The organism is Sphingopyxis sp. Soil_C_28, assembly GCF_057657055.1.
The window spans coordinates 369,744-395,660 of sequence record NZ_JBDGJE010000004.1 but is presented as its reverse complement, the minus strand read 5'-3'; the positions used below and the strand labels follow the sequence as shown (position 1 = coordinate 395,660).

The 25,917-nt window shown below is 65.7% G+C and carries 26 protein-coding genes; 15 read left to right on the top strand and 11 right to left on the bottom strand.

From position 1 onward, the window contains the following. The first annotated feature begins 9 nt into the window (after positions 1-9). Together AC3A43_RS19190 and AC3A43_RS19185 are read left to right on the top strand one after the other, a co-directional pair. On the top strand, positions 10-312 hold the full coding sequence (locus AC3A43_RS19190) for a hypothetical protein (protein WP_487794163.1): 303 nt from the start codon (positions 10-12) through the stop codon (positions 310-312). 182 nt (positions 313-494) lie between these two features. Then, positions 495-1,688, top strand: coding sequence for a multidrug effflux MFS transporter (locus AC3A43_RS19185; RefSeq protein ID WP_487794162.1), 1,194 nt, complete (start codon positions 495-497; stop codon positions 1,686-1,688). A 315-nt stretch (positions 1,689-2,003) separates the two neighbouring features. Here the strand turns inward: AC3A43_RS19185 and AC3A43_RS19180 are convergent, their stop codons facing one another. From AC3A43_RS19180 to AC3A43_RS19160, 5 genes are all read right to left on the bottom strand, one after another. Next, positions 2,004-3,542, bottom strand: coding sequence for an amino acid permease (locus AC3A43_RS19180; RefSeq protein ID WP_487794161.1), 1,539 nt, complete (start codon positions 3,540-3,542; stop codon positions 2,004-2,006). Between the two features lie 101 nt (positions 3,543-3,643). Continuing rightward, on the bottom strand, positions 3,644-5,785 hold the full coding sequence (gene pbpC, locus AC3A43_RS19175; protein WP_487794160.1) for a penicillin-binding protein 1C: 2,142 nt from the start codon (positions 5,783-5,785) through the stop codon (positions 3,644-3,646). Positions 5,786-5,961: 176 nt separating this feature from the next. Continuing rightward, entirely contained in the window at positions 5,962-11,814 is a 5,853-nt protein-coding gene (locus tag AC3A43_RS19170; protein WP_487794159.1) for an alpha-2-macroglobulin family protein, read from the bottom strand. Positions 11,815-11,950: 136 nt separating this feature from the next. After that, entirely contained in the window at positions 11,951-12,328 is a 378-nt protein-coding gene (locus tag AC3A43_RS19165) for a histidine triad nucleotide-binding protein (RefSeq protein ID WP_487794158.1), read from the bottom strand. Positions 12,329-12,351: 23 nt separating this feature from the next. After that, positions 12,352-12,684: a phosphoribosyl-ATP diphosphatase gene (locus AC3A43_RS19160; RefSeq protein ID WP_487794157.1), complete on the bottom strand. Its 333-nt coding sequence runs from the start codon at positions 12,682-12,684 to the stop codon at positions 12,352-12,354. Positions 12,685-12,867: 183 nt separating this feature from the next. Between AC3A43_RS19160 and AC3A43_RS19155 the strand changes: the two genes are divergently transcribed. From AC3A43_RS19155 to AC3A43_RS19130, 6 genes are all read left to right on the top strand, one after another. Then, on the top strand, positions 12,868-15,936 hold the full coding sequence (locus tag AC3A43_RS19155; protein WP_487794156.1) for a TonB-dependent receptor domain-containing protein: 3,069 nt from the start codon (positions 12,868-12,870) through the stop codon (positions 15,934-15,936). Positions 15,937-15,976: 40 nt separating this feature from the next. Further along, positions 15,977-16,690 (top strand): uracil-DNA glycosylase, encoded by a 714-nt coding sequence (ung, locus tag AC3A43_RS19150; RefSeq protein ID WP_487794155.1) that lies wholly within the window; start codon positions 15,977-15,979, stop codon positions 16,688-16,690. Continuing rightward, on the top strand, positions 16,687-17,445 hold the full coding sequence (locus AC3A43_RS19145) for a sulfite exporter TauE/SafE family protein (RefSeq protein WP_487794154.1): 759 nt from the start codon (positions 16,687-16,689) through the stop codon (positions 17,443-17,445). The genes ung and AC3A43_RS19145 overlap by 4 nt, the downstream gene beginning before the upstream one ends. Positions 17,446-17,523: 78 nt before the next feature. Further along, the gene (locus AC3A43_RS19140; RefSeq protein ID WP_487794153.1) at positions 17,524-17,655 is read left to right on the top strand and encodes a hypothetical protein; all 132 of its coding nucleotides are present in this window, start codon (positions 17,524-17,526) and stop codon (positions 17,653-17,655) included. 28 nt (positions 17,656-17,683) lie between these two features. Continuing rightward, a complete protein-coding gene (locus AC3A43_RS19135; protein ID WP_487794152.1) occupies positions 17,684-17,965 on the top strand; it encodes a DUF427 domain-containing protein in 282 nt (93 codons plus the stop codon). A 12-nt stretch (positions 17,966-17,977) separates the two neighbouring features. Beyond that, entirely contained in the window at positions 17,978-18,436 is a 459-nt protein-coding gene (locus tag AC3A43_RS19130) for a YaiI/YqxD family protein (RefSeq protein ID WP_487794151.1), read from the top strand. A 175-nt stretch (positions 18,437-18,611) separates the two neighbouring features. On the opposite strand, the gene AC3A43_RS19125 is transcribed toward AC3A43_RS19130, so the two are convergent. Beyond that, positions 18,612-18,833 (bottom strand): hypothetical protein, encoded by a 222-nt coding sequence (locus tag AC3A43_RS19125; protein WP_487794150.1) that lies wholly within the window; start codon positions 18,831-18,833, stop codon positions 18,612-18,614. Positions 18,834-18,932: 99 nt separating this feature from the next. Between AC3A43_RS19125 and AC3A43_RS19120 the strand changes: the two genes are divergently transcribed. From AC3A43_RS19120 to AC3A43_RS19110, 3 genes are all read left to right on the top strand, one after another. Next, positions 18,933-19,280: an Mpo1-like protein gene (locus AC3A43_RS19120; RefSeq protein WP_487794149.1), complete on the top strand. Its 348-nt coding sequence runs from the start codon at positions 18,933-18,935 to the stop codon at positions 19,278-19,280. 70 nt (positions 19,281-19,350) lie between these two features. After that, positions 19,351-19,554 (top strand): DUF2061 domain-containing protein, encoded by a 204-nt coding sequence (locus AC3A43_RS19115; protein ID WP_487794148.1) that lies wholly within the window; start codon positions 19,351-19,353, stop codon positions 19,552-19,554. A 59-nt stretch (positions 19,555-19,613) separates the two neighbouring features. Beyond that, complete coding sequence (locus tag AC3A43_RS19110; RefSeq protein ID WP_487794147.1) at positions 19,614-20,042, top strand: OsmC family protein; 429 nt, start codon at positions 19,614-19,616, stop codon at positions 20,040-20,042. Here the strand turns inward: AC3A43_RS19110 and AC3A43_RS19105 are convergent. Further along, on the bottom strand, positions 20,039-20,623 hold the full coding sequence (locus tag AC3A43_RS19105; RefSeq protein ID WP_487794146.1) for a hypothetical protein: 585 nt from the start codon (positions 20,621-20,623) through the stop codon (positions 20,039-20,041). The two genes, AC3A43_RS19110 and AC3A43_RS19105, sit on opposite strands and share 4 nt — an antisense overlap. Before the next feature lie 259 nt (positions 20,624-20,882). Here AC3A43_RS19105 and AC3A43_RS19100 point away from each other — a divergent pair, with 259 nt between their 5' ends. The 3 genes from AC3A43_RS19100 to AC3A43_RS19090 are packed head-to-tail and all read left to right on the top strand — an operon-like array spanning position 20,883 to position 22,659. Further along, a complete protein-coding gene (locus AC3A43_RS19100; protein WP_487794145.1) occupies positions 20,883-21,761 on the top strand; it encodes an arylamine N-acetyltransferase family protein in 879 nt (292 codons plus the stop codon). 56 nt (positions 21,762-21,817) lie between these two features. Next, entirely contained in the window at positions 21,818-22,246 is a 429-nt protein-coding gene (locus tag AC3A43_RS19095) for a DUF1801 domain-containing protein (protein ID WP_487794144.1), read from the top strand. 14 nt (positions 22,247-22,260) lie between these two features. Next, positions 22,261-22,659: a DUF1801 domain-containing protein gene (locus AC3A43_RS19090; protein WP_487794143.1), complete on the top strand. Its 399-nt coding sequence runs from the start codon at positions 22,261-22,263 to the stop codon at positions 22,657-22,659. Between the two features lie 2 nt (positions 22,660-22,661). On the opposite strand, the gene AC3A43_RS19085 is transcribed toward AC3A43_RS19090, so the two are convergent. Beyond that, positions 22,662-23,465 (bottom strand): ThuA domain-containing protein, encoded by an 804-nt coding sequence (locus AC3A43_RS19085; protein ID WP_487794142.1) that lies wholly within the window; start codon positions 23,463-23,465, stop codon positions 22,662-22,664. Beyond that, entirely contained in the window at positions 23,462-23,896 is a 435-nt protein-coding gene (locus AC3A43_RS19080) for a nuclear transport factor 2 family protein (RefSeq protein ID WP_487794141.1), read from the bottom strand. The genes AC3A43_RS19085 and AC3A43_RS19080 overlap by 4 nt, the downstream gene beginning before the upstream one ends. Positions 23,897-24,000: 104 nt before the next feature. Between AC3A43_RS19080 and AC3A43_RS19075 the strand changes: the two genes are divergently transcribed. After that, positions 24,001-24,897, top strand: coding sequence for an aspartyl protease family protein (locus tag AC3A43_RS19075; RefSeq protein WP_487794140.1), 897 nt, complete (start codon positions 24,001-24,003; stop codon positions 24,895-24,897). On the opposite strand, the gene arr is transcribed toward AC3A43_RS19075, so the two are convergent. Together arr and AC3A43_RS19065 are read right to left on the bottom strand one after the other, a co-directional pair. Beyond that, on the bottom strand, positions 24,887-25,306 hold the full coding sequence (arr, locus tag AC3A43_RS19070) for an NAD(+)--rifampin ADP-ribosyltransferase (RefSeq protein WP_487794139.1): 420 nt from the start codon (positions 25,304-25,306) through the stop codon (positions 24,887-24,889). The genes AC3A43_RS19075 and arr overlap by 11 nt on opposite strands. Before the next feature lie 5 nt (positions 25,307-25,311). After that, complete coding sequence (locus AC3A43_RS19065; RefSeq protein WP_487794138.1) at positions 25,312-25,851, bottom strand: PepSY domain-containing protein; 540 nt, start codon at positions 25,849-25,851, stop codon at positions 25,312-25,314. Between the last annotated feature and the right edge of the window lie 66 nt (positions 25,852-25,917).

Here is a 25,917-nt window from a genome sequence, read left to right as displayed (position 1 = left end):
AGAGCCCAGATGTCTCAAGTCGATGGCAGCTATGATTGCGTAACCAAGTCGCCGATGGGCGACCAGAAGTCGGTGTTCACCGTCAGCAGCGACGGCGGCAGCTTCACAGGGCAGAATGCCGGCGCAATGGGTTCGCTCGATGTCGAAAATGGCAAGGTCGACGGCAACAAGCTGACCTGGACCATGAACATGAAGGTGCCGATGCCGATGGCGCTCGAGTGCGAAGCGACGATCGACGGCGACGCGCTGACCGGCACGATCAAGGCTGGTGCGTTCGGTTCGATGGCGATGACCGGCACCCGCCAGGGCTGATCGCCGTCTCTGCGTGAATTGAAGGGCCGTTCCCCCGGGAGCGGCCCTTTTCTTTGCATAGCATTGCGGGCGCTTTTCGACGCTCGGGGACTATTCAAACCAGCGTCGGCGGCGCATAGCCTGACGCAATGCACGATATCTCTCAATCTTCTCAGCGGTCGGGTCTCCCGGGCGAACGCGAAATGGTGGTCATGATGGCCATGGTGATGGCGCTCAACGCACTCGCCATCGACGCGATGCTGCCGGCGCTACCCGCGATCGGCAGAGGGTTGGGCGTCGCGGTCGCGAACGACCGCCAATATGTGATTTCCATCTATCTGCTCGGGATCGGCTTCGGCTCGCTGGTCTATGGCCCGCTGGCCGACCGGTTCGGACGCAAGGGTGTGCTGGTGCCGGCGTTGCTTGCCTATGTGGTCTTTTCAATCGGCTGCGGTCTGGCGACAAGCTTTCCGATGCTGCTCGCCCTCCGCTTCGGACATGGCCTGATCAGCGCGGCGCTTGGCGTTATCGTTGTTGCCGTCATCCGCGACCTGTTTTCGGGCGATGCGATGGCGAAGCGCCTGTCGCTCATCTTCCTCGTCTTCATGATCGTGCCGATCATCGCGCCGACGATCGGTGCGGGGGTTGCGGCGATCGCAGGCTGGCGCGCGATTTTCATCGTTCTCGCCGTGATGGGCCTCGTGATGCTGCTCTGGCTTCGGCGTCTTCCGGAAACGCTCGAACCCGGCGACGTGCGACCGCTCGACTGGCGGACGATGCTGGCGGGTTGGGCGACGGTCACGCGCCATCGCCGCGCCGCGGGCTATATGATCGCCTCGGGCATGATGCAGGGCTCGCTTTACGGCTATCTCAATAGCAGCGAGCAGATCATCGCCGAGGTGTTCGACGCGCAAACGCTCTTCCCGCTGATCTTTGCTTGCGTCGCTATCGGCATCGCCATTGCCAATTTTTCCAACGCGGCGATCGTCGAACGTTTCGGCGCCCGGCGTGTTTCGCAAACCGCTGTTTTCGCGTTCATGGCGACATCGGTCTTGCAAATCGTCGCAGCGCTGAGCGGAGCCGAAACATTGTGGATGTTCACCGCGCTGATGATGGTGAATGTCGGTCTGATCGGCTTTATCGGCAGCAACTTCGGGTCGATCGCGATGGAAGATTTCGGCCATATGGCCGGGGTCGCATCTTCCTATCAAAGCTTTGCCAAGACGTTGCTCGCGGCGGTTGTCGGTGCGTTGATCGGCCAGCAATATAACGGGACCACTCTGCCGCTTGCCTATGCGTTTCTTGTCAGCGCCGTCGTGGGCCTGGGGCTGGTCTTCTGGGCCGAGCGCGGCAAGCTGTTCACCCGGCCGGGAACCGCGCCGAAAAGTCCGTTCTGACGGCCATAATCGGCGTGCGCTAGAACGGTCGCCCGGGTCGGGGTGGTGAGCTGCAACCAATTATCGTCACCCAGGACTTGATCCGGGCTGAAGATAAGGGAGATTCGCCGGGCTGCGGACATAGGGAAGTGGCAGCCTGAAGTGCTGAGGTCATTCCTCTCTACCAACCGCTTCGCGGCAGTTCCCTTCGCCGCTGTTCCCCACGGGGATGATCACAATTGTCCGCCTCAGGTTGTCAGCGCCATGGGCCCATGCGGTGGGCCCGACAAAAAGAAAGGGGGCCGAAGCCCCCTTTCCCTTTATTGGCTCGAACCGTCAGTTGAACGACGGCGCCGGCGGAACCGGCGGCGGGGGCGCGTCGGCATCGTCTTCATGCACTTCGATATGGCCCTGCCCGACATGGCTGCGCTTGCGGCTGTAAGCGAAATAAACGACCAGGCCGATCGCAGCCCAGATCAGGAAGAGGTTGATACTCTTCTGGTCGAGGTTGAAGAACAGGTAGAGGCAGCCAAGGATCGCGATCGGCGCCGTGACATAGATCAGCGGCGTCTTGAACGGGCGATGGCGGGCCGGGTCGGTTTTGCGGATGACCATCACCGCGATCGACACCGCAGCAAAGGCGAACAGCGTACCCGAGTTCGAGATATTCGCCAGCTGCCCGACAGGGAAGAAGGCGGCGAACAGCGCGACCGCGATACCCGTGATGATCGTGATCACGTGCGGCGTGTTGAACTTCGGATGGATCTTCGAGAAGGCTTTAGGCAGCAGGCCGTCGCGGCTCATGACGAAGAAGATGCGGGTCTGGCCGAACATCATCATCAGGATGACCGAAGGCAGCGCGAGGCCGGCGGCGAGGCCGATCAGATTGCCGACCTGCGGCCAGCCGATTTCACGCATGGTCCACGCCAGGGCTTCCTTCGAGCAGACCACGGCCTGATCGCCGATCGCGCCGCACGCGGCAGCCAGTTCGCGGCTACCGGGTTCGAGCGCATGCTTGGCGGCGGCATCGATGCCGACCGGCTGTGCGCCGACCGAGCCGATGACGCCAGCGGCGACGAGCAGGTAGAAGATGGTGCAGATGGCAAGGCTGCCGATCAGGCCGATCGGCATGTTGCGCTGCGGATTTTTGGTCTCCTCGGCCGCGGTCGAGACCGCGTCGAAGCCCACATAAGCAAAGAAGATCGACGCGGCCGCCGCGCCGATGCCGGCAAAGCCGAGCGGTGCGAAGGGCTCGAAATTCTCCATATTCATCACCGGAACGGCGAGGACGATGAAGAGGGTCAGCGCGGCGACCTTGATGACAACAAGAAACGCGTTGATCGTTGCGGATTCGCGCGTGCCGATAACGAGAAGCATGGTGACCAGTCCGGCGATGAACATCGCCGGCAGGTTGATCAAGCCGCCGTCGAACGGCCCGAGCACGAATTTGGCAGGTATGTCTATACCGAAACTATGCTCTATCAAGCCAACGACATATCCCGACCAGCCGACCGAAACCGCGCCCGCCGCGACGGCATATTCGAGGATCAGCGCCCAGCCGACCATCCAGGCGATCAGTTCGCCCATCACGGCATAGCTATAGGTGTAGGCCGATCCCGACACGGGGACCATCGAGGCCATTTCTGCATAACAGAGCGCTGCAAAGGCGCAGACGAAGCCGGCGATGATGAAGCTGATCATCATGCCCGGCCCCGCTTTTTGCGCGGCCTCGGCGGTCAGCACGAAAATCCCGGTCCCGATCACGGCGCCGATTCCCAGCATGGTGAGCTGAAAGGCGCCCAATGTGCGCGTAAGCGACTTTTTCTCCGCTGTCGCCAAAATGGCATCCAACGACTTTACGCGGTCAAATAGCATAGTCTTCCCCTTGGGAGCGGCTGAACTGCCGCCCGTCTCATGGCGGGGCAGACTAGCCGCTCCGCGCGTCAGCGCAACTTAATTTCAGGGCCCGATGTGGCTTACCGTACGGTAAAGCGCACGCGATCAATCATTCGGCCGCCCGGATCAACGAGCGCGAGCATGTGGCTGCCGGGGCGCGGCAATATCTGTTGCCCCGCGTCGGCGTCGCCGAGGGGTTTTTTGTCAAGGATCAGGCGATAGCCGGCGACCGAGCCGCTGACGGTAACCGCCAGCCGCTGGCGGCCGATCGGGATGTCGGGATCGAGCGCATAGACGCTGCCGCTGACCGGGCTGGTGATGCGCGGGCGGCGCGCGGCTTGGGGCGCCGCCGCCATTTCGGTTTGGGCGGTACCGCGCAGGAAATATTCGCGGCGCGGCGGTTCGCGGGTGCCGGGGAGCGCGATCTGGCGCGCTTCGACGCCTTCGGGCATCGTCGGCGGCTTGCCGGGTCTGCCCGCGTGGAGTGCGAGCATCACGTCGCGCCAGACGGGTGCGGCGCCCGAGGTGCCCGAGACGGCACGCATCGAATCGCCCTCGAGATTGCCGACCCAGACGGCGACGGTGAAGCGGTCGGACCAGCCGATGCACCAATTGTCGCGCATGCCTTTCGAGGTGCCGGTCTTGGCGGCGGCCCAGAAGGGGAGGCGCAGCGCGCTGTCGGAGCCGAAAGCGTCGGTGCGGGCGGAGGCGTCGGCGAGGATGTCGCCGACGATGAAGGCGGCGGCGGGGTTGACGATCTGGCGCGGCGGATGTTGGCGAAGGTGCCGCGTAGCGAGGTAGGTGACAGGCGACCACTTACCCATATTTGCGAATGTTCTGAATGCGTTGGCCTGTTCTACCAAGGACACTTCGGCCGAGCCAAGTGCCAGGCTGAAGCCATAATATTCGCCGTCCTCGACAAGACCGTGGTAGCCGAGCGCCCAGAGGCGGTCGCGGAACTGCTGGACGTCGTCGATGACGAGGGCGCGGACCGCGGGAACGTTGAGCGACGACGCGAGCGCGTGGCGGACGCTGACCGGCCCCTTGAAGCTATGGTCGTAGTTTTTGGGCACGTACAATCCCGAAGCCGTATCGAGCTGGACCGGGCTGTCGTCGAGGATCGACGCGGCGGTGAGCCAGCCATGTTCGATCACCTGTGCATAGAGATGCGGCTTGAGCGTCGATCCCGCCTGCCGCCGCGCGTTGGCGCCGTCGACCGACGCCGCGGTCGATTTCAGGCCGACGCCGCCGACATAGGCGAGCACCTCGCCGGTGGCATTGTCGAGCACGACGACCGCGCCGTCGCGCACGCGGTCCGAGCCGAGCCCCGCAAGCTGGCGGCGCAAGGCGACGATCGCGGCGGCCTGGATGCGGCGGTCGATGGTTGTGGTGACGCGCTTGCCGGGCTTGTCGAGCAGGCGGACGGCGAGGTGGGGCGCGAGCGCGGGGTCGAAGCGCGCAACATGTTCGCCCGAGACGAGCGTCGCGGCGGCGGCGCGGATCGCGGTGCAGTCCTTTGTTTGCGCCACCCGGCACGCGCGGCGGCCGAGCGCGTCGGCGCTGGCGGTGGGGTTGGGGAGAAGGCCCGCGAAGAGCGCGGCGTCGGTGCGGGTCATTTCGGCGGGGCGTTTGCCGAACAGGCTTTGCGCGCCCGCCCCGATACCCTGTGCCTCGCCGCGCAAGGGCAGGAGGTTGAAATAGGCCTCGAGCATTTCGTCATGCGACCAGTTCGCGGCGAGTGCCTGTCCGGCGCGCATCTGACGGATCTTGGTGCGCCAGTCGCGCTTGCCGGGCTGCGCGAGGCTGGGGTCGAGGAAGGCGGCGAGCTGCATCGGCAGCGTCGAGGCGCCGCGCGAGCGGCTGCCGGTCCCCCCCATCGCCAAGCGCCCGCGGACCGCGCTGGCGATCGCGAGCCAGTCGACCCCGCCGTGCGACCAGAATCGCCGATCCTCGCTTTGCACCACCGCCTTGCGGACCGCGGGGCTGATCTCTTTCAGCGGCACCCAGGCGAGGCGGCGGCGCTCGAAATTCACGCGCTCGCTGTCCAGCAACCGGCCGTCGCGGTCGTAGAGCCAGGCTTCGCTGGGCTGCCAGTCGGCGCGCACGTCAGCATAGGCGGGCATGGGGGGCGGGCGGGTGGCGAGGTGCGCCGCCGTCGTGAGGATGAGCAGGGCGAGGGCGAGCCATGCGAGGATGGCGCGCCAGCGGGGTCGGGCGGTCATGGATCGCGAGGCCTAAACGATCCTCCCCGTGGCGAAGCCATGGGGAGGGGGACCGCCGCCGCAGGCGGGGGTGGAGGGGGCGCGACGCTGCGCCAAAGCCCCTCCGTCAGCGCTTCTCGCTGCCACCTCCCCATCGCTGCGCGACAGGGAGGATCTTATCCGTCCGCAGCCGATCATCACTGGCCGACGCTGGCGATCGTCATCGGAGCGTTCGGCCACTGGCCGCGGATCGCGGGCGAGTACATCGCCTCGACGCGCGTCGGCGGCAGGGTGAATTTGCCCGAGCCGTTCAAGCGCACGACATATTCGACCGCGTGGGTGCCCGCGGGCATCCAGCCGAAATAGCCGCGCCAGCTGTCCTTGCCGCGCTCGACATAGCTTGGCTGCGCGCCCGATCCGCTCGCCTGATCGGCGAGCATTTCGGACTGGCCGCCGAGGTTGCCGACGATCGTCGCGCCGGGGGCGATCGGATCGTTGATCACGACCCACGTCCGGCCCGCGGCCGCGACGACCTCGATCCGTATCTTGATCACGTCGCCGCGCGTCAGCCGGTCCTTGTTCGCCGCCTTGACGATGCTGACCGAACGCTTGATCCGGTAGCCTGCGTTGAGCGGTTCCTTGAGCGGGACCGCGGCCTTGACGCTGACCGTCGCCCATGGCGAGCCGGTGCCCTCATGCTTGAGGCTCATCGTGGCAGCGTTCAGCGCGACACGAAGCGGCGAGACCGGGTCGGCGGGCAGCGGCCAGCTTTGCGACGCCGTGCTGCCCGACAGGCTGATATTTGTGACGCCGGTGATCGCGTTCGCCGGATAGAGTTCGGCGAAGCGGCGAACGGTCACCGCTCCCCAAGCGTTGGCGGGGGTGGTGTCCCAATGACCCTTGCGCTGACGCTGCGCGACGCCGACCATCAGCTTGCCCGCGTCATCTTCCCAACCCTTGCGGCCGAGCACGGCTTCCAAGGCTTTGATCGCCATTTCGTCGCCGCTGGTCATCATCCACCAGGGTGCCTTGGCATCATCGACGAGGTCGAGACGCGTGCCTTCATAGACGAGACGCTTGCGCAGCTCGGCCTCGGCTGCGGTGCGCAGCGCGGGGGCATTCCGCACGCCGGGGGTGCGTTCGATGGCAACGAGCCAGTCGGCAAGGGTGCCGGTGGCCATGTCGATCGGCGCGACATCGATCGCTGCGACCAGCTGTGCACTCGACGCATTGTTGCGCGCGAGCGCCGCCAGCGCCGCGATGCGGACCGGGCGGATGTCGTAGGGGCCGTAACCCTTGCGCGTCAGGCGCCCGTCGACGACCGCCTGCAGCGCCTTGACCATCCTGGCCTTCGACGCCTCGGGGATCGCAAAGCCGTTCGCCGCGGTGATGCTGAGCACATAGGCGGTGAGTTCGATCGACCCCTCCATGCGCTCGTTCGGCCAGTAACGGAGCAGACCATCATTATCGAGATAGGTCGGCATCGCGCCGGCCAGCGCCTGCCAGCGGCCGAGGTCGCCGAGCGCGATCGCGCGCGAGGTCGACTGTTCGAAGCAGTTGTACGGATAGGCGCTCATATAATCGCGCACCCCCGACAAGGGCGGCGCAAGCGTGCCCGCGAGCGCGACGTCGACATAACCGCCGGGCAGCGCGCCCATCGGGATCGCGATCGGCAGCGTCGTGTTCGGGCCGACGCGGAACAGGCTGGCGGCCCAGGTTTCGACCGGGATTGCGGGGTCGACCTGCTGCGCGAAGACCAGCCGGTCGCGTTGCTTGCCGCCCTTGGCGACCGCCTCGACCGTCCATTCGATCGGGCCGGTCTGTTCGGGCGCGGTCATCGACCAGCTGATCGGTACGGCCCCGCCCGCGGGGATGGTGACGGTCAGCGGCGGCGCGGTCGCGACGGCGGGCGACAGCGTCGGGGTCGCGGTGACCTCCATCGGCTTGTCGGTGCCGTTGCGCAGCGTGAAGCGCGCATCATAAGTGTCACCGGTACGCACCAGTTCGGGCATGCCGGCAAAGATGCCGAGATCCTGCACGGTGCGGACGGTGGTTTCGCCGGTCCCGAAATATTGCGATCCGTCGGTCGCGATGGCGACGAGGCGGAAGCCCGACAGATTGTCGGACAGGGGGACGTCGACGGTCGCGCGGCCCTTGCTGTCGAGCGGCACATTGCCCTTCCACAGCAGCACCGGACGGAAATCCTCGCGGGTCAGCCCCGAAAGATCGCCGCCGCCGCCGCCGCCCGGTTCGAGCGCCTTGCGGCCATAATGGCGCTTGCCGACGACCTGCATCTGCGCGGTCGAGGTGAGCACGTCGAGGGTGCGTTCGCCCATCATCGCGTCGATGACCTGCCAGCTTTCGTTGGGGGCAAGCTGGAGCAGCGCTTCATCGACCGCCGCGAAGGCGACATCGGCGTTCTTCGGCGCCTTGCCGCCCGGAGTCTTGACTTCGATCGCGACCTTCGCGGTTTCGCGGACCGAGTATTTCTCCTTGTCGGCCTTTACCTTGACGCCGAGCTGATGGCCTTCCCAGCCGACCTTGATGCGCGCGATGCCCATGCGATAGCTCGGCTTGGCGAGGTCGACGAGCGCGGTGGGCGGAGCGCCCTCGCTATTCTCGATCTTGAAACCGACCGCGCGTTTCATCGTCCGGAACCAGCTTTCGCCGCCGGTGACGCGGCCGCGCACGGCCATCACCGAGACATAGACGTCGGGCGCATAGGTCGCGGGAAGCTTGACCTTCACGACAGGGTTGGTGCCCTTCAGCGGCACGACGAAGCTCGACAGCACACCTTCGCGTTCGACGGTGACGAGAGCAGTCGCTTCGCGGAACGGCATGCGGACCTGGAAGCTGGCGGTGTCGCCCGCGGCATAGCGCGGCTTTTCGGCGATCACGTCCATGCGGTCGCCATTGTCGCCGCCGAACCACCATTCATTGTCGCCCGCGAGCCAGACCGAGCGCACCGCGCGGGCTTCATTGCCGTCGGCGTCTTGCGTTGTCGCGACCACAGTGACTTCGCCCGAGATGCCGGGCGCCATCGCGCAGCTCGCGCGGCCGAGCTTGTCGGTGGTTGCCGAGCAGGTCGTTTCGAGGCGCGTGGTACGCATCTGGTTGTCGTAAGCGTAGAAGCCGCCGATCAGGCGGCGCCGCGCGGTGATGATTTCGCGGTTATAGAGCGCGACCTGCACGCGCTGGCCCGAAATCGGCTTGCCGCCCAAGTCGAGCGCGATGAAATTGAGGCGCAGGTCGTTGTCGCGCATCAGCCAGCCGTCGGTCTTGAGCCCGAGGCGGACGGCGGAGGGATAGAGGGTGATGCGGCGGCTGGAGGTCAGCGTCTCGCCATTGGCATCCTCATAATCCATTTCGACCGCCATCAGCGTCGGTTCGGTGATCGGCTGGTCGACCGCGATGCTGGTCGTCGCGGCGCCATTGGCGTCGAGCTTGAGCGGCACCGAGCGTGCGAGCGGCAGGTCTGCGCTGGGCTCGTCGCCGCTGTCGTCGAGCTGGACGACGCCTTCCTTCACCGGCTGGCCGTCGAAATCCCAATCCCTATAATCCTGCGGCGGCGACCAGCTCGACTGGAAATTGGTGCGCAGTTCGACGGGGATATTGGGGGCGGGACCGCCCGAGAGATAACCGACGAACAGCGACAAAGGCACCGCGGTCGGGCGGACGGGTGACGTTTTCGGCCCGGTCACCGTCGCCTTCATCGTCGGCAGGCGATATTCGTCGACCCTGACCGACTGGCCCGACCAGATCGTCTTGTCCTCGCCATCCCCCTTGGCTTTTGGGTCCTTGGTGACGAAGACGAGTTCATAATCGCCCATCGGCGCCGAGGCGGGGACGTTCCATGTCGTTTCGCCGCTGCCGGTCGTCGCGATGGCGAAGGGCATTTCGAATTCGGTGTCGGAACCGCGATGGACGAGGCGCAATTTGCCCGCGAGCGGCTGCGGCGTCATGAAGCCGGTGCCGACGGGGCGGCGAAGCAGATGCTTCATGTGGACCGTCTCGCCCGCCTTGACGAGCGCGCGGTCGAAGACGGTGTGGAGGATGTCGCTGCGCTCCGACCAGCCATAGGGGAGGTCGAAGTCATAGGGGCGGATGCCGTTGCCCCAGTCGGTGAGGGTGAAGCTGAAATCGTCGCCCGCGCGCGCCGAGACCATCAGGGCATGGCCCTCGCTGGACGCGGGATCGGGCTTTTCTTCGCAACTCGAATAGGTTTCGGGCTGGGGCAGGCCCCCCGCAAAGGCGAGGCGTCCCGCCTTGTCGGCATTGCCGCGCGCGAGCAGGCGGCCGGTGCAGCTGTCCGAGACGCGGATTTCGGCGCCTGCGACGGGCAGGCCGGTGTCGAGCGCGGTCACCCACGCGAGTGAGCCTTCGCGGCCCCATTTGAAATGCACCGCCATATTGGTGACGAGCGCGGCGGTCGCGACGTAGCGCGTCGTCTTGCGGCCGAGCAATGCAGCGCCGAGTTCGGGACTGGCGATCTCGACGACGTGGAAGCCCTTTTCGGTCAGCGGGATGCCGACGACTTCGAATTCCTTGCCGCCGCCGGGGGGCGACAGCTGCATGTCGCGGCGTTCGCCGCCCGAAGGCGCGTCGGTGAAGACCGATTTTGTGCCGGTGTAGTTGACCGTGACCTCTTTGCCGGTGCGGTCCTTTTCCTCGCGATAGTCGGTGTCGTCGGCGTCATCGACGCGCTTCAACCAGCGCGCGATCGCGGCATCGTCGTCGCCGACTTTGAGCGCCGTCGCGGGCATTTTGAGATTCGCCTGAACCAGCGAGCTTTCGACGCCGCGCACGGTGACGGGGAGGACGCCGCCCTCGCCGGCTTCGAGGATGCCGAATTCGGCGGCGAATTTGACCAAAGGCGGGGCGCGGTCGATGTGGAATTTCAGCGGGAAGTTCGACTGGTTCTGCAGCTTGCGGCCGCTCTGGTCGGTGACGTCGGCGGGCAGGACGAGCGTCGCGTCGACATTCTGCGGCAGCGGGCCGGTGAAGCGGACGGTCGTCAGCCACGCGTCATTCTTGTCGTCGTCGTCGATCTTCGGCGTCAGCTTCTTGCCGTCGGCGGTGTTGAGCGTCGCGGCGAGGATCGTTTCGCGCGATACGGGCGAGGCGAAGCTGAGCGTCACATCCTTGATCGGGTTGCAGCCCGCCTGCGGATTGATGCGGCTGCACGACATTTTCGCGGTGAAGGCGGGGCGGACGTCATGGTCGAAACGCTGGTCGCGCCCGGCGGTGCGGCCGGGGACGCCGGCTTGCGAAATGCGCGCGTCCCAGACGAGCGCCATCTCCCGGCCCGGCGGCAGCGGGCGGCGGCATTTGACGGGGACGATGCGGTCGAGCGCGGCTTCGCGGTCGGCGCCTGCGGCGGGGAAGCGCTGCGGCAGGCCGGCGTCTTCGGTGAACGACTGGCGCGACCAGTTATTCTCGCCGAGCCCGGTCAGAATCTGCGTCGCGGTGTCGCGCGGCAGGACGTCGAGCGGGATCTTCTCGCCGATGCCGTCGACGGCGCAATAGCCGTAGCGACCGACCGAGGCGCGGTCGGCGGCGACATTGGTGGCGACGAGGAAGATCTGGTCCTCCTCGATATCGCCGGACATTCCGCCCGCCAGCACCGCGCGCGCCGAGGGGCCGCCGGTGTCGAGCGCAAAGCGGCTGTTGCCGACCACCGAAACGCCGCGCGCGGTTTTCAGGCCCTCGCGCAGATCGACGTGGCAGGCGAGACCGCCGGGAAGCGGTTTGTCGAATTCGAGTACCCAGGTGCGCGTGTCGACCCAGCGGCCGGTCGCGGGAAGCTTGCAGTCGTTGGTCGCGGGGGCCGGGGCGCGGGGATCGCCGAGGGGGACCATGTCTTCGGAAAAGCGCAAGGTGAAGCGCGTGATCGTGCCGTCGCCGGTGCCCGAGCTGCCCGGGGTCGCAAGCGTCACCTGCGGCACGGTGTCGGCGGCGGTCGCCGCCATCGCGAGGCCAAGGGGGATGATCAGCGCCAGTTTCGCCTTGCCGGCCAATGCTGTAGCCAGCGCGCGCCATCGCATACCCATGATCAACTCCCCGTTCGGTCCGAACTTCTATCCTGCTGGAAACAGGGAACAGAGTCCACCCGTCGCCGCCTATAGCACACGGTTAACCGCGCTTCGGGAAAATGCTGTGACCGCCGTCATAGACAGCGCCCGAATGTCAGCGCGCGAGCATCGGCCCGAGCTTTTTCCCCGCGAAGAGGTGGACATGGAGGTGCGGCACTTCCTGATGGCTGTCGAGGCCGGCATTGGCGAGCAGGCGGTATCCGGGGGCAACGAGGCCGGCGTCGCGCGCGACCTTGCCGACCGCGCGAACGAAGCCCGCGATCTCGGCGTCGCTGCCGCGCTCGGAAAAATCGTCCCAGCTGACATAGGCGCCCTTGGGGATCACGAGGATGTGCAGCGGCGCCTGCGGGTTGATGTCGTGAAAGGCGAGCGCGAATTCGTCTTCGTACACGGTCTTCGACGGCAGCTCGCCGCGCAGGATGCGCGCGAAGATGTTGCTGTCGTCATAGGGGAGGGTCGCGTCGATCGGCATGGGAGAACTCCTGTGCTTCTTGCCTATTGGGGGCGGCCGGCTTTTTCGGTGTGTCCCGACGTGCCGTGGCGGCGACCGAGTTCGGCGGCGATCATGTCCCATGTCAGGCCACGCTCGGCGAGCAGGATCGAGAGGTGGAAGACGAGGTCGCTCGCTTCGCCGATCAGCGCAGGGTCGTCCTCGCTGACCGCGGCGATCACCGCCTCGACGGCTTCCTCGCCCAGTTTCTGTGCGATCTTGCCGCGGCCCTTCGCCGCGAGGCTTGCGACATAGGAGGCTTCGGCATCGCCCGCGCGCAGCCGCTCGTGGATGACCGCTTCCAGCTGCCCCAGCGCGTCGCCCATTGCCTTGCTCATCGCTCGATCCTTTCACGCCCGGCCTTGGCAGCGTGCCTAGCCGCGACGCGCGGCTGCGACAAGCGGGCGACGCACGAGCAAAAACTTACCGCGACGTAAACCATATCGAAACGCCTTTTGGCGTAGTTTCCGCCCCGCCGGGGGGCGAGAACAACTTTTAGAAATCGGACGAAGATTATGAAAATGGGCACCAATCCCTCGGTGTTTCTGGCCGCGACGGCCTCGGTGATCGCACTGGCGGCATCGCCGGCAGCGGCGCAGAGCGGCGACGAAATCGTCGTCACCGGCTCGCGCATCGCGAAGAGCGAGTTTACCAGCGCCGACCCGATCCAGGTCATCGACCCCGAAAATGCGAAGCTGCAGGGGCAGGTCCAGCTGGCCGACATCCTGCAATCGACCCCGGCGGCGCAAGGATCGATCCAGGTCACCTCGGCGATTTCGAACCGCTTCGTCGCCAACGGCGGCAATGATGTGCAGACGGTGTCGCTGCGCGGGCTCGGTGCCGAGCGGACATTGGTGCTGATCAACGGGCGGCGCGCGGGGCCGGCGGGGATCCGCGGGTCGGTCGCGCCCTTCGACCTCAATGTGCTGCCGCTGTCGGTGGTGCGCCAGGTCGAAATACTCAAGACCGGCGCGTCGTCGATTTACGGTTCGGACGCCGTCGCGGGCGTGGTCAACATCCTGACCCGCAACGATCTGGACGGTTTCGAAGGCGGCGGCTTTTCGTCGATCACCGAACATGGCGGCGGCGAAAGCTATGGCGTTGACGCGAGCTTTGGCAAAAAATTCGACCGCGGGCATATTTTTGCGACCGTCGACACGTTCCGCCAGCAGAATCTCACGCGCCGCGACCGCGGTTTCCTCTTCTGTTCCGAAGAATATCTGAAGCGCGAGGCCGACGGCAGTCGGGCCGACATCGTCGATTTCAGGACGGGACGGCCGGCGTGCTACAGCACGCTTGGCAATGCGATCGTCTTCTCCGATTTTTCGGGGGTCGACCAGAACGGCTTTCCAACCTTTGGCCCCGGGCTGATCGCGCCGAACGGGCAGCCGATCTTTGCCGGCCAATATGGGTCCGAGCTTGCGGCCGTCGGCATCCCGCTCAACGCGTATAACCCGATCGGCGTGTTCGGCCCGGCCAATTTCTTCGGGGTCGATTTCAACGGACCGTCGAACGGTGCGCTCAACCGGTTCGAACCGGTCGAACAGGATTCGGACGTGTTTTCGGGCGTCAGCCGCGTCAGCGCCTTCCTCGATGCCGCTTATGACGTGACCGACGACATCACCGCTTATGGCGAGTTCCTGTTCAGCAACCGCAAGTCGAAGAACAACGGGTTCCAGTCGATGACGCTCGAGCAATTTACCGGCGCGTCGATGCTGCCCTTTTTTCTCTGCGATCCGACGGCGTATAATTGCGATCCCAATGACATGGGCGACCCGTTCAACGCCGAGTTCGGCGGCAACATCATCCTGCGCCCGCGCGTGCTGGTGAAGTCGCAAAGCGAGGCCGACGTTGATTATTATCGCGGCGTGCTCGGACTGCGCGGCGAGATCGGTGGCGGGTGGAAATGGGATGTAAGCGGTCAGCACAGCCGCTCGGACGCCAGCTATACGCAGGATGTCATCTATCAGGATGCGCTGGCGTCGCAGACGCTGCGCACGCGTTCGTGCGTGGGCACGGTCACGGCGATCCGCGGCGTGCCGTGCATGGATATGGATTTTACCGACCCGCGCGTGCTGCGCGGCGATTTCACGCCCGCCGAGCGCGCATTTCTGACGGGCCGCGAGACGGGCCGGACTTTGTTCAAGCAGACGTCGGCCGAGGCGCTGCTGACCGGCAAGCTGTTCGCCCTGCCGGCGGGGCAGGTCGGGGTCGCGTTCGGTGCGAACATCCGCCGCGACGAAATCAACGACACGCCGGGCGCGGCGACGCTGGCGGGCAATGTGGCCAATTTCACGACCTCGGGCATCACCGCGGGCCGCACCGTGGCGAAGGAGCTGTTTGGCGAGGTCGAGGTGCCATTGCTCGAAGGCGTACCGATGATCGAGCGGCTGACGCTGTCGGGCGCGGTGCGCTATACCCATGTCGAGGCCACGCGCCGCGACGGGGTGCAGGACAAGTTCAGCGACACGACGTGGAAGGTCGGCGCCGACTGGGCGGTCACCGACTGGCTGCGCTTCCGCGGCACCTGGGGCACCTCGTTCCGCGCGCCCGCGCTGTTCGAACTGTTCCTCGAGAATCAGACGGGCTTTCTGGGCCAGCCGGCGATCGATCCGTGCATCCAGACCGCGGCGCGGCTCGCGACCGGCGCGATCAGCCAGCGCATTTTCGACAATTGCGCCGCCGACGGCATCGGCCCGAATTTCGCGGGCGGCATCGGCCCGGCGACGATCGTGTCGGGCGGCGGTATCGGCCAGCTCAAACCCGAAACCTCGACTGCGAAGACGGTGTCGGTCATCCTGACCCCCGATCTGTCGGGAGCGCTGTGGGGCGGGCTCAAAACGCAGCTCGCGGTCGATTATTTCGACATCGAGGTGAAGGACGAAATCACCCTGCTCGGCGCAGGCAACATCTTGCGCGGCTGTTATGACTCCGATGCCGCCGACGAGCCGCTATGCGGTCTTTTCACACGCGTGGCCGCGGGGCCGGATGCGCGGAGCGTCGGGACCGTGACCGACCGTTATGTCAACATCAGCCGCCAGCGAAACCGCGGCGTCGATCTGTCGTTCGCGATCGATCAGGATCTCGGCAATCTCGGCGCGCTCGCTTTCCGCGGCCAGATGACCTGGCAGGTGAAGGACAAGGTCGCGCTCTTTCCCGGCACCGAGGTCGATGACAATGGCAAGATCGGCAATCCGAAGTGGGTCGGCGATTTCAACCTCGGCTGGACCAAAAGCGGGTGGACTTTATTCTATGGCCTCGACGTCACCGGGGCCGCGTCGAACAGGAAGGATCTGCTCCGCGCACAGGGCGGCGACGCGTGCCGCACGTCGAGCTATCGCCCCGGCGGGCGCTTCTGCCCCGACGTCAGCGTGCCTGCGACCTTCTATCATTCGCTGTCGCTGAGCCGCGACGTCGCCGAGCGGTTCCGCATCACCTTCGGGGTCGCTAACCTGTTCGACACCCCGCCGCCGCGCGTGTCGACCGTCGTCACCGCGACGCCGCCGGTGATCGGTCAGGCGCCCGCGTTCGGGACGCAATATGACTATCTGGGACGCCGTTTCTTCCTGGGCGTGCGGGGCAGTCTGTAAGCCTCTGGACAAGCCCGCGCTCCTCTGGTGAAGCGCGGGCATGTCCGAGGTCAAACTGCATCCCGAGTGGCTCGCGCGCGTCGGCGGCGAGTTCGAGCAGCCTTATATGGCGGCGCTCAAGACATTCCTTGCGGGCGAACGCGACAAGGGCAAGGCGATCTATCCGCGCCCGCGCGAATGGTTCGCCGCGCTCGACGCGACGCCGCCGCAGGACGTACGCGTCGTGATCCTCGGGCAGGATCCGTATCACGGGCCGGGGCAGGCGCATGGATTGTGCTTTTCGGTCCAGCCGGGGGTTCGCACCCCGCCCAGCCTCGTCAACATCTACAAGGAAATGCAAAGCGACCTCGGCATCGCCCGTGCGTCGCACGGATATCTCGAACATTGGGCCAAGCAGGGTGTGCTGCTGCTCAACAATTGCCTGACGGTCGAGGCGGGGCAGGCGGCGTCGCATCAGGGCAAGGGGTGGGAGAAATTCACCGATGCGGTGGTCGCGGCCGTCGCCGCCGATCCTTCGCCCAAGGTCTTCATCCTGTGGGGCAGCCATGCGCAGAAGAAGGCGGCGAATGTCGCGGGGCTGGGGGCGGGCAGTCCGCACCTGATCCTGCGCGCGCCGCACCCCTCTCCGCTGTCGGCGCATAACGGCTTTTTCGGGTCGCGGCCGTTCAGTCAGGCGAATGCGTTTCTCGAGGCGCACGGGCGCGGTGCGATCGACTGGCGGCTTCCCGACAATCCCGGGCTTGTCCTCGCATGACCATTCTGGCCGATCCGGCGACGCTGGCGATTCTGATCGTCGCGGTGGTGTTGCTCGGCATGGCGAAAGGCGGTCTGGCGGGCGTGGGTGCGCTGGCGACGCCGCTTGCGGCGCTGGTGCTGCCGCCCGCGACCGCCGCGGCGTTGCTGCTCCCCATCCTGATCGTGCAGGATGTCATCAGCGTCTGGTCGTTCCGCAAGACGTGGGACGGCTGGATCATCGGCTGGATGTTGCCCGGCGCAGCGGTCGGCATCGCCGCCGGCTGGTATTATGCCGAGCGGGTGAATGAGGCGCAGCTGATGGCGGCGCTCGGCGCGATCACGCTCGCCTTTGGCCTTTATCGGCTGTGGGTCGAGCGCGGCGGGCGGATCGTCGCGGCGTCGCAGTCGCCGGGCTGGGTCGGCACGATCTTTGGCGCGCTGACCGGATTGACCAGCCAGATCGCGCACGCGGGCGGCCCGCCATTCCAGATGTGGGTCACGCCGCGCCGCCTGCCGCACCTCGTCTTCATCGGGACGAGTTCGGTTCTCTTCGCGCTCATCAACTGGATGAAGGTGCCCGCTTATCTCGCGCTCGGTGCCTTTCCGCACGAGGTTGTCGTCGCGGCGCTGCTGCTGATGCCGCTCGCGATCGTTTCCACCTTGCTCACCGTGCGCTGGATGAAGCGGATGAACCCCGAGCGTTTCTATGTGCTGATCTATGTCCTGATGGTGCTGCTTGGCGCGAAGCTGCTGTGGGACGGCTTGGCCGGATAACAGGCGACGTGGCGGGGTAAAGCGCCTAGACTGGCGGCCGACGGGCACAGGCGTCCGTCCCCTTTCAAGGTAAAGACCATGGCCAAAAGCCAGAAGAAATCGAGCCGCGAAGTCCGCAAGCCCAAGGCTGAAAAGCCCAAGAAGCAGAATGCGAGCAACCCGAGCACCAAGACCGGCGTCGTCGCCGGGCTGGACAATATGAAGAAATAAGCGCGCGCGATACGATCAGGAGGCGATCATGGTTCAGGCACGATGGAATGGCGCGGTGATCGCCGACAGCGACGATATCGTCATGGTCGAGGGCAATCCCTATTTTCCGCGCAGTGCGGTCAGCGCGGGCGTGCTGTCGGACAGCGCGACGACCAGCCTGTGCCCGTGGAAGGGGATCGCGCATTACCACCATGTCACGGTCGATGGGCAGGTGAACGCGGACGCCGCCTGGTATTACCCCGACCCCAAGGATGCGGCGGCGGCGATCAGGGATCGCATCGCCTTCTGGAAAGGCGTCGAGGTCGGCTGACCGCTTTCGCTGATGTCCGACGCTATCCAGATCCTGGTCGATGCCGACGCCTGTCCGGTGAAGGACGAGATTTACCGTGTCGCCTGGCGGCACGAAGTGGCGGTGAAGGTCGTCAGCAACAGCCGGCTGCGCGTGCCCGAGCATCCGCTGATCGAACGGATCGTCGTGTCCGACGGCTTCGATGCCGCCGACGACTGGATCGCCGAAGCGGCGCATGCGCGGAGCGTCGTGATTACCGCCGACATCCTGCTGGCCGACCGCGCATTGAAGGCGGGGGCGACGGTGCTCGGCCCGAATGGCAGGCCTTTCACCATGGCGTCGATCGGCCCGGCGATCGCGACGCGTGCGATCATGGCCGACCTGCGCGCCGGGGGCGATCAGATCGGCGGCCCGCCGCCTTTTTCAAAGGCCGATCGTTCGCAATTTCTGCAAGCGCTCGATAGTGCGCTGGTGCGGATCAAGCGCGGGTAGCGGGCGTTTTTTGCATTCGGAGAATTTTTTCGGGCGAGTGATGGCGATCACGGCCGGGCGCGACGGTGCGCGGCATAAGCGGGGCATCGGGACGGCCCACCACGCTGCTCCGGTACCAGCCCTTCCGCCGTAGCGACCCCGGCGGGAGGGCTGCAGTTTTTCTGGAGACCTGTTCCTAATTCCCCGCGCGGCGGTGCATGAAAAAGGCGAGCAGCAGGACGGCAGAGATCACCCCGACCATCATCCCTGCGGTCGTCGTCACCATCGAGATGGTGCCCGCCGGATCGTTCGAATTCCACGCGCCGCTTTGCGTCCGGCCGATCATCCACCAGGCGCCGGTGATGACGATCGCATCGAGCAAGACCAGCCCGACCAGTGCCCGCGTCGATTTTTTCATGAATATTCCCCCTCTGCCCGGCCGCCATCCTATCATGACAGGATGGGGATGGATGCGGAAAATATTGACCGCATGCCGCGATCGCATCATCCTCTGTCCATGCCCCGGCTCTACACCAGTTTCGCCGAATTCTGGCCCTTTTACCTGCGCGAGCATAGCAAGGCGTCGACGCGGGCTTTGCATTATGCCGGGACGAGCCTGGTCGTGTTGATTGCGATTGGCGCGGTGCTCAGCGGGCGGTGGGCTTGGCTGATCGCGCTGCCGCTGGCGGGCTATTTCTTTGCGTGGGTCGCGCATTTCGGGGTCGAGAAGAACCGGCCGGCGACCTTTACCTATCCGCTGTGGAGCCTCGCCGCCGATTTCAAAATGTGGGGGCTGTGGCTGACCGGGCGGCTTGGTCGCGATCTCGACCGGGCTGGGGTCTTGCGGGAAAATCGATCAGACTGACCTGAACATCCTTCTGGCAGTTGTTGCGAATCATTCTTAACTTGGCGCTTCGTCCATCGGAGAATGCGCCATGTCCACCGACATGATCAAGACCTTCACTTACCTCACGATCCACCTGACGATCGGGTTCAGCGTCGCTTATGCGATGACCGGATCGGTCGCGCTCGCGGGCGGGATCGCGATCATCGAGCCGTGTATCAATGCCGTCGCATTCTTCTTCCATGAAAAGGCGTGGAAGCGCGTCGGTGCGCGGCGTAAGCTGGTCTCCGCCTGAGGCTTCGAGTCCTGGGCCGCTTTTCCGCTTACTCCCCGAACCAACCAAGGAGATACACCATGACCGTCAATCGCGCATCCGCCCGCTACGAAGGTTTCGGCAAGGAAGGAAAGGGGTCGATCACGACCAAGTCGGGGGTGCTCGACAAGCAGCCCTATGGATTCGGGACGCGTTTCGAAGGCCTGCCGGGGACCAATCCCGAGGAGCTGATCGCTGCGGCGCATGCGGCCTGCTTCACGATGGCGCTGTCGTTCGGGCTCGCACGCGCGGGCTATTCGGGCGACACGCTCGAGACGAGCGCCGCGGTGACGCTTGACCAGGTCGATGGCGGCTTTCAGATCACCAAGTCGGCGCTGACGCTGACCGGCAAGGTGCCCGGAATTTCGGCCGACGAATTCGCCAGGATCGCCGAAGAGGCGGAGAAGAATTGCCCGGTGTCGAAGCTGCTGAACTGTGAAATCACATTGGAGCATAATCTGGAAGCTTAGGCTGCCCGGAGCATCGGCGCGGGCAGTTCGTCGGCCATGAAGTCGAAGCTGCTCTGCGCCGGTGGCGCCAATGTCCAGCTTTGCAGCAAGCGGTGCCGCCGGTGGCCGATATGGCTTTCGATGAGCACGAGGTGGCGCGGGGTCCAGTTCCATGCGACCGGGACGGGATCGAATTCGCATGTCCCATAGCCGAGGGTGACGTGCGGACGGAGGCCGGACTTGCGGTGCATCGGCTCGATTTCCTCGGCCGCGAGGCGGGCGACGATTGCTTCATAGGTCTGGCGGATCGCCGCGAGGCTGCCGGCGGTGATCAGCTCGGCTCCGGCGCCGCGCGAGACGATGCGCCCAAAAGATATCGGGCTCGCCGCCGGAAGGCCCGCTTTGAAGGCCCGGGCGACCTGGCCGGGCAGGAAGGGTTGCGGCTTCATCGTTTCGGCGATCGTGCAGAGCGTCAGATGATAAAGCTGCGGTTTCAGCCCCGCGAACAGGTCGCCGGAAACGGGCGGCAACTGGCGCGCCAGCCAGCCGGCGCGCGCGGTGTTCACCTGAAACCCCAGGAAATAGCGAAACATCGGGTCCATCGTCCTTCCTCCGAATCGGACCAATGTTCCCATTATGTTCTTTTCAGGCTCGCGAGTCGAATCTGACCGAATCCGCCGGTAATGGAGCTGCGGGGCTGTGACACGTCAGGGTTTCGGCGCTCGCGAGGCCGGGGGCGTTGCCGAGCGGCAGGATGGGATGGTGTTTTGCGAAGTCCCAGGCCCGCATATACGCGCTTGATCTCAACTGTGGTTGAGCTTTCATAAGGGCGGCAGATGATTCGCAAATGGAGCTTTTGTCATGTTGCACTATCCGGCCGCCACGCCTTCCAGTCCCGACGATTCGGTTACTGAAGCACCTGCCCCGGCCTTCCTGCCGCGCTATCTGGCACGGATCGGCTTTGCCGGGTCGGCCGCGCCGACGCTTGAGACGCTGGCGGCGCTTCAGGCCGCGCATATTGCGGCGATCCCGTTCGAGGCGATCGACGCGCTGACCGGCGCCGGGATCGATATCGGCGCCGAGGCCATCGACGCCAAGCTGATCGGCGGGCGGCGCGGGGGCTATTGTTTTGAGCAGAACAGCCTGTTCCTCCGCGCTTTGCGCGCGATCGGGTTCGAGGCCGAGGGGCTGCTCGGCCGCGTGCGCTGGATGCTGCCCGACGATGCGCCGGAAACGCCGCGTACGCATATGGTGGTGCGCGTGATGCTGGGCGGACGGCCATGGCTCGCCGACGTCGGCTTTGGCGCGGCGGTGCCGCCGCAACCGCTGGTGATGGACGTCGAAGACGCACAGCCGACGCGACATGAAAGCTATCGCGTCATCCGGCATGGCGCCGAATGGCAGGTTGCGGCGCTGATCGACGGCGAATGGCGGACGCTTTACCGCCTCGATCCGGTGTCGCCCCCCGCGATCGATTACGAGATCGGCAATTGGTACACCTCGGCACATCCGGACTCGCATTTCCGGCATCAGCTGATCGCCGCGCGCACGACCGCCGAGGCGCGCTATGGCCTGCGCGACAACCGGCTGACGACGCGGCTGGCCGACGGACGCATCGACCGGCGCTACCTGACCGCTGACGAGATCGAGCGGGCGCTGGCCGAGATTTTCCTGCTGCCGGTACAGCGCCACTGGCGCCCGGCGATCGAGCGCGCCGCGACCGCGGAGATTGCGGGCTAGCTTGACTCAATGTGGCTATCGCGTTCTTTTGCCGGCGAAAGAAGGAGCGCGATTCCATGGCCGATAAGAAGGTCGTCCTGCTGTCGGGCGGTAATCCGCAAATCGCAAAGGGCTATGGCGATGCGCCGGTGCAGGCCTATATCGCGGCGATGCCGGGATGGAAGTCGGGCGTGTGGCGCCGACTCGACGCGCTGATCGAAAAGGTCGTTCCCGGGGTTGCGAAGGCGGTCAAATGGAACTCGCCGCTCTATGGTCCGCCGGGGCAGGGCGAGGAGCCGACGCACTGGTTCCTGAGCATCCATTGCTTCGACAAATATATCAAGGTCGCCTTCTTTCGCGGCCAGTCGCTGGCCCCGGTGCCGCCGGTCGCGTCGAAGAGCGGCGACACGCGCTATTTCCATATCCATGACGATGCGCCGGTCGACGAAGCGCAATTCGCCGACTGGGTGAAACAGGCGGCGGCGCTGCCGGGTGAGAAGATGTGATGGAGACGAGGAATATGGCGGCGGATCTGGTCGATGCAAAGATTGCGGGGCTGGGCGACTGGCGCGGGGCGACGCTGGCGAAGCTGCGCGCGCTGATCCACGATGCCGATGCGCAAGTCGAGGAGACGGTGAAGTGGCAGAAACCCTCGAACCCGGCGGGGGTGCCGGTGTGGGAACATGCGGGGATATTGTGCACCGGGGAGACCTATAAGGACAAGGTCAAGCTGACCTTTGCCAAGGGTGCGGCGCTCGCCGATCCGGCACAGCTGTTCAATTCGAGCCTCGACGGCAACGTGCGGCGCGCGATCGACCTGTTCGAGGGTGACAAGATCGACGAGGCGGCGTTCAAGGCGCTGGTCCGCGCCGCGGTCGCGGCGAATCTGGAGAAGCCGGCGCGCCCGAAGAAGGGCTGAGCCTAGTCGCAGCCCGCCCCTTCCTTGCGCGCCGCCCAGCCGATTGCGCCGTCCAGCATCTTCAGATGCACGCGGTCGGACCATGCTTCGGCCTTGTGGCCGAGCGCCGAGTAGAAGATGCGCGCGCGGCCTTCGCAGCGCCACCAGATGAGGGCGTGTTCGCCCATTCGCAGCTTTGGTTCGAGCCGCATGTTCGTTTCGTCGAGGCGCGCAAGGATATGGGCGTTGGCGGTGGGGGCTGCGTCCCAACTATAATATTCGTCGGTCCACGGCCAGATCGCGGGCAGGTGGCGCGTCGCCGGATGGCTGCGGTCGGTGAGGATGAGGTTCGCGGTCTGGAACTGGTCGCTGCCGCCGGGGTGGCCGGTGAAATTGCCGTTGCCGCGCATCTTTACGAACCAGTCGGGGTGGCTGCCGTCGCCCGCGCTGTGGAGGCCGACGAAGCCGCCGCCGCGGGCGATCCACGCCTGAAAGGCCGCGCGCTGGTCGGGCGTATAGATGTCGCCGCTGGCGTTGGCGAAGACGATGACGTCGAACTTCGCGAGGCTTTCGGGGTTGAACACCGCGGCGTTTTCGGTCGCGAAGCTGCTCCAGCCGCGCGCTTTCACGAGCGCTTCTATCGCGGGCACCGCCTCTGCGATGCTGTCGTGGCGATAACCGTTGGTCTTGCTGACGATGAGCACCGCCGGGCGGGTGAGCGCGGGCAGATCGGGCGCCACGCTGTCGAGCGTCGGTGCAGGGCGGCGCGGGTCGGGAGCTTGCGCGGCCAACAGCAGCGCGGCGGCGAGCGCGAGCGCGATCTTCACTTCAAGGCCTCGCGCGGTTTCATGTGCCAGAGCGCGTTGACGATGATCCAGCGCTCGCCGAATTTGCCCATGTGGAAATAGTCGACGAACCATGGGGTTTCGACGCGGACCGCGGCGGCATTGCCCGCGACGTCGAGGATCTTGCACGACCGGTTCCAAGCTGCGCGCGGGGTCTTGAGCGCGCCGCGTTTGGTCAGATCGACCAGCTCTTCGCGGCTCATCCGTTGCAGGCCGAGGCGCTCGTCGGGCGTGTCGCCGAGGACGCGGCGCTTGGCGAGGTCGGGGTGGAGCGCGCGCCTGACGCGTTCGGGATCGCCTTCGAGCTGGCCGTCGACATAATCGAAGCAGGTCGCCTCGATCGCCGCGAGGTCGGCGGGCGATGCGGCGGGGGATGGCGCTGCGGCGGCGATGGCGAGGAGGGTTGTAAGCATCGGGGTTCCCAGGATGAAGATCGCCGCGATCGGGCGCGATTGACCTTAAATCAATGAGGTGTATTAGTGCAATAATTCACTAGGGCAGGATCGGGAATCGAACAATGAGCCGATGGCGCGGAGCAATCATATGGGCGGCGGCGGGACTGGCGCCGGCATCCGTGCAGGCGGCGGCGCCCGAGGTCTGCGCGCTGGTGCGCGAGGCGCGCGCCGACGCGCTGCTCAGCGTGCCCTTCCGCGTCGTCGACGGGCGTATCTATGTCGAGGCGCGCGTCAATGGCGAGGGCCCTTTCGCCTTTGCGGTCGACACCGGAGCGAGCGGCATGGGCCGCGCCGATGCGAGCCTGACCAAAGAGCTCGGCCTTCCGGTCGAACTGACGGGGTCGACGTCGGACGGTATCGCGACGGCAAAGGTCGACATGACCCGCTTCGCCTCGCTCGACCTTGGCGGCTTCATCCGCCGCGACCTGTCGGTCATCACCCGCGATTACAGCAGCCGTGCGGCGCCCGAGGCGAAGTTCGCGGGAATTATCGGGCGCGAATTTTTTGCCGATGGTCTGCTCGTCATCGATTACCCGTCGCGGACGCTGAGCTTTACCCGCACCCGCGCGCTGGCGCGCGGCGAGGCCGGCGTGCTTGGCTATGACCGTGCGTTTCGCGTCGCCGTGTCGATCGCCGGCGTGATTGCCGAGGGCAATCTCGATACCGGTGCCAATGTCGCCTTCGTGCTACCCAAGGCGCTGTTCGATCGTGTGTCGGGCGGCCCGGTGACCGCAGCGGGTGCGGGGCGGCTGACCAATTCGACGATCGATACCGGGCGCGCGACGGTCGCCGGCCCCTTTGTCATCGGCGCGGCGCGCCTGTCCGACGTCGAGGTGCGCGTGTCGGAAAAATATCCCGAACTGCTCGTCGGTGCCCACGCGCTGCAGCATTTCGCGATGCTGATCGACCAGCGTTCGCAGAGCGTCGCGTTATGCCCGCCGCCGGATATCAATCGATGATCGGCGCGCCCTCGGCCTTCAGCCGGGCCAGACTATCCTTCATCGCCTGGAGTATTTCGGGTGCGTGTGGCTCCCAGTTTTCGATCTCGCCGACGATGCGCAGCGGCGACTGGCTTCGATAGCTGCGCGTCGGGTTGCCGGGGAATTTCTTGTCGGTGAGGTTGGGATCGTCGAACCAGTCGCCGGTCGGCTGAACGATATAGATCCGCTCGCGGCCCTCTCCCGCCGCCAACTCGCAGCCCCAGATCGCCGACTCGAGCGCAGCGGAGAAATAGATCCACGACATCGGGTTGGCCTGATAATTGCTGCCCCAGCCGACGCCAAGCAGGTCGCCGGTTTTCAGGTCGGCGCGGGTGCCGTGGTAGAAGGTGGCGCCCGTATCGGGGCCGGTGGGGGCGGTGTCGGTCATCGGCGTCAATATTCGTTGCGGGTCGTGCGCAGCACCGCCTTGCCGTCCTTCCAGTTCACTTCGGCGGCGGGCTCGTCGGCTTTGCCGGGCGCGAAGAGTTCATAGACGATCGTGCCGTCCTCCTGCGTGCTTTCGATGACGCGCGCGGGGGTGAAGGCGTCGGGGGCGGCGGCGGCGACCGCCTTTACCGGCGCGGGGGCGTCGGCCCAGGCGATATCGCGCTGCATCTCGACGACGCGATATGTGCCTGCTTCCTCGATCAGATCGAGCTCGACCGGGCTGCCGTCGGGGCGCGTCCCCTCGACGTCGTAGAAGATCCTGCCGCCGCGTTCCTTGCGCTCGGTCTCGGCAATTTTCATGCCGGGGATTTTGGCGAGCACGGCGTCGCGGACGCCCCGCGGCAGGTCGGCTTCAGCGATTTCGCTGATCTCGGCGGTGGGCCCATCGGCGAGCACCGATTTTTCGGGCGCTGCTGGCGCCTCGGCCTTGCCGCAACCCGCAATCGCCAGCAACGCGCCCGCCATCAGCCAGGTCTGTCCACGCATCGTCACTCTCCCATAGCGGCACGTGCGGTCAGCCTATCGGGGACGCGGACGCGAGTCGACCCGGCG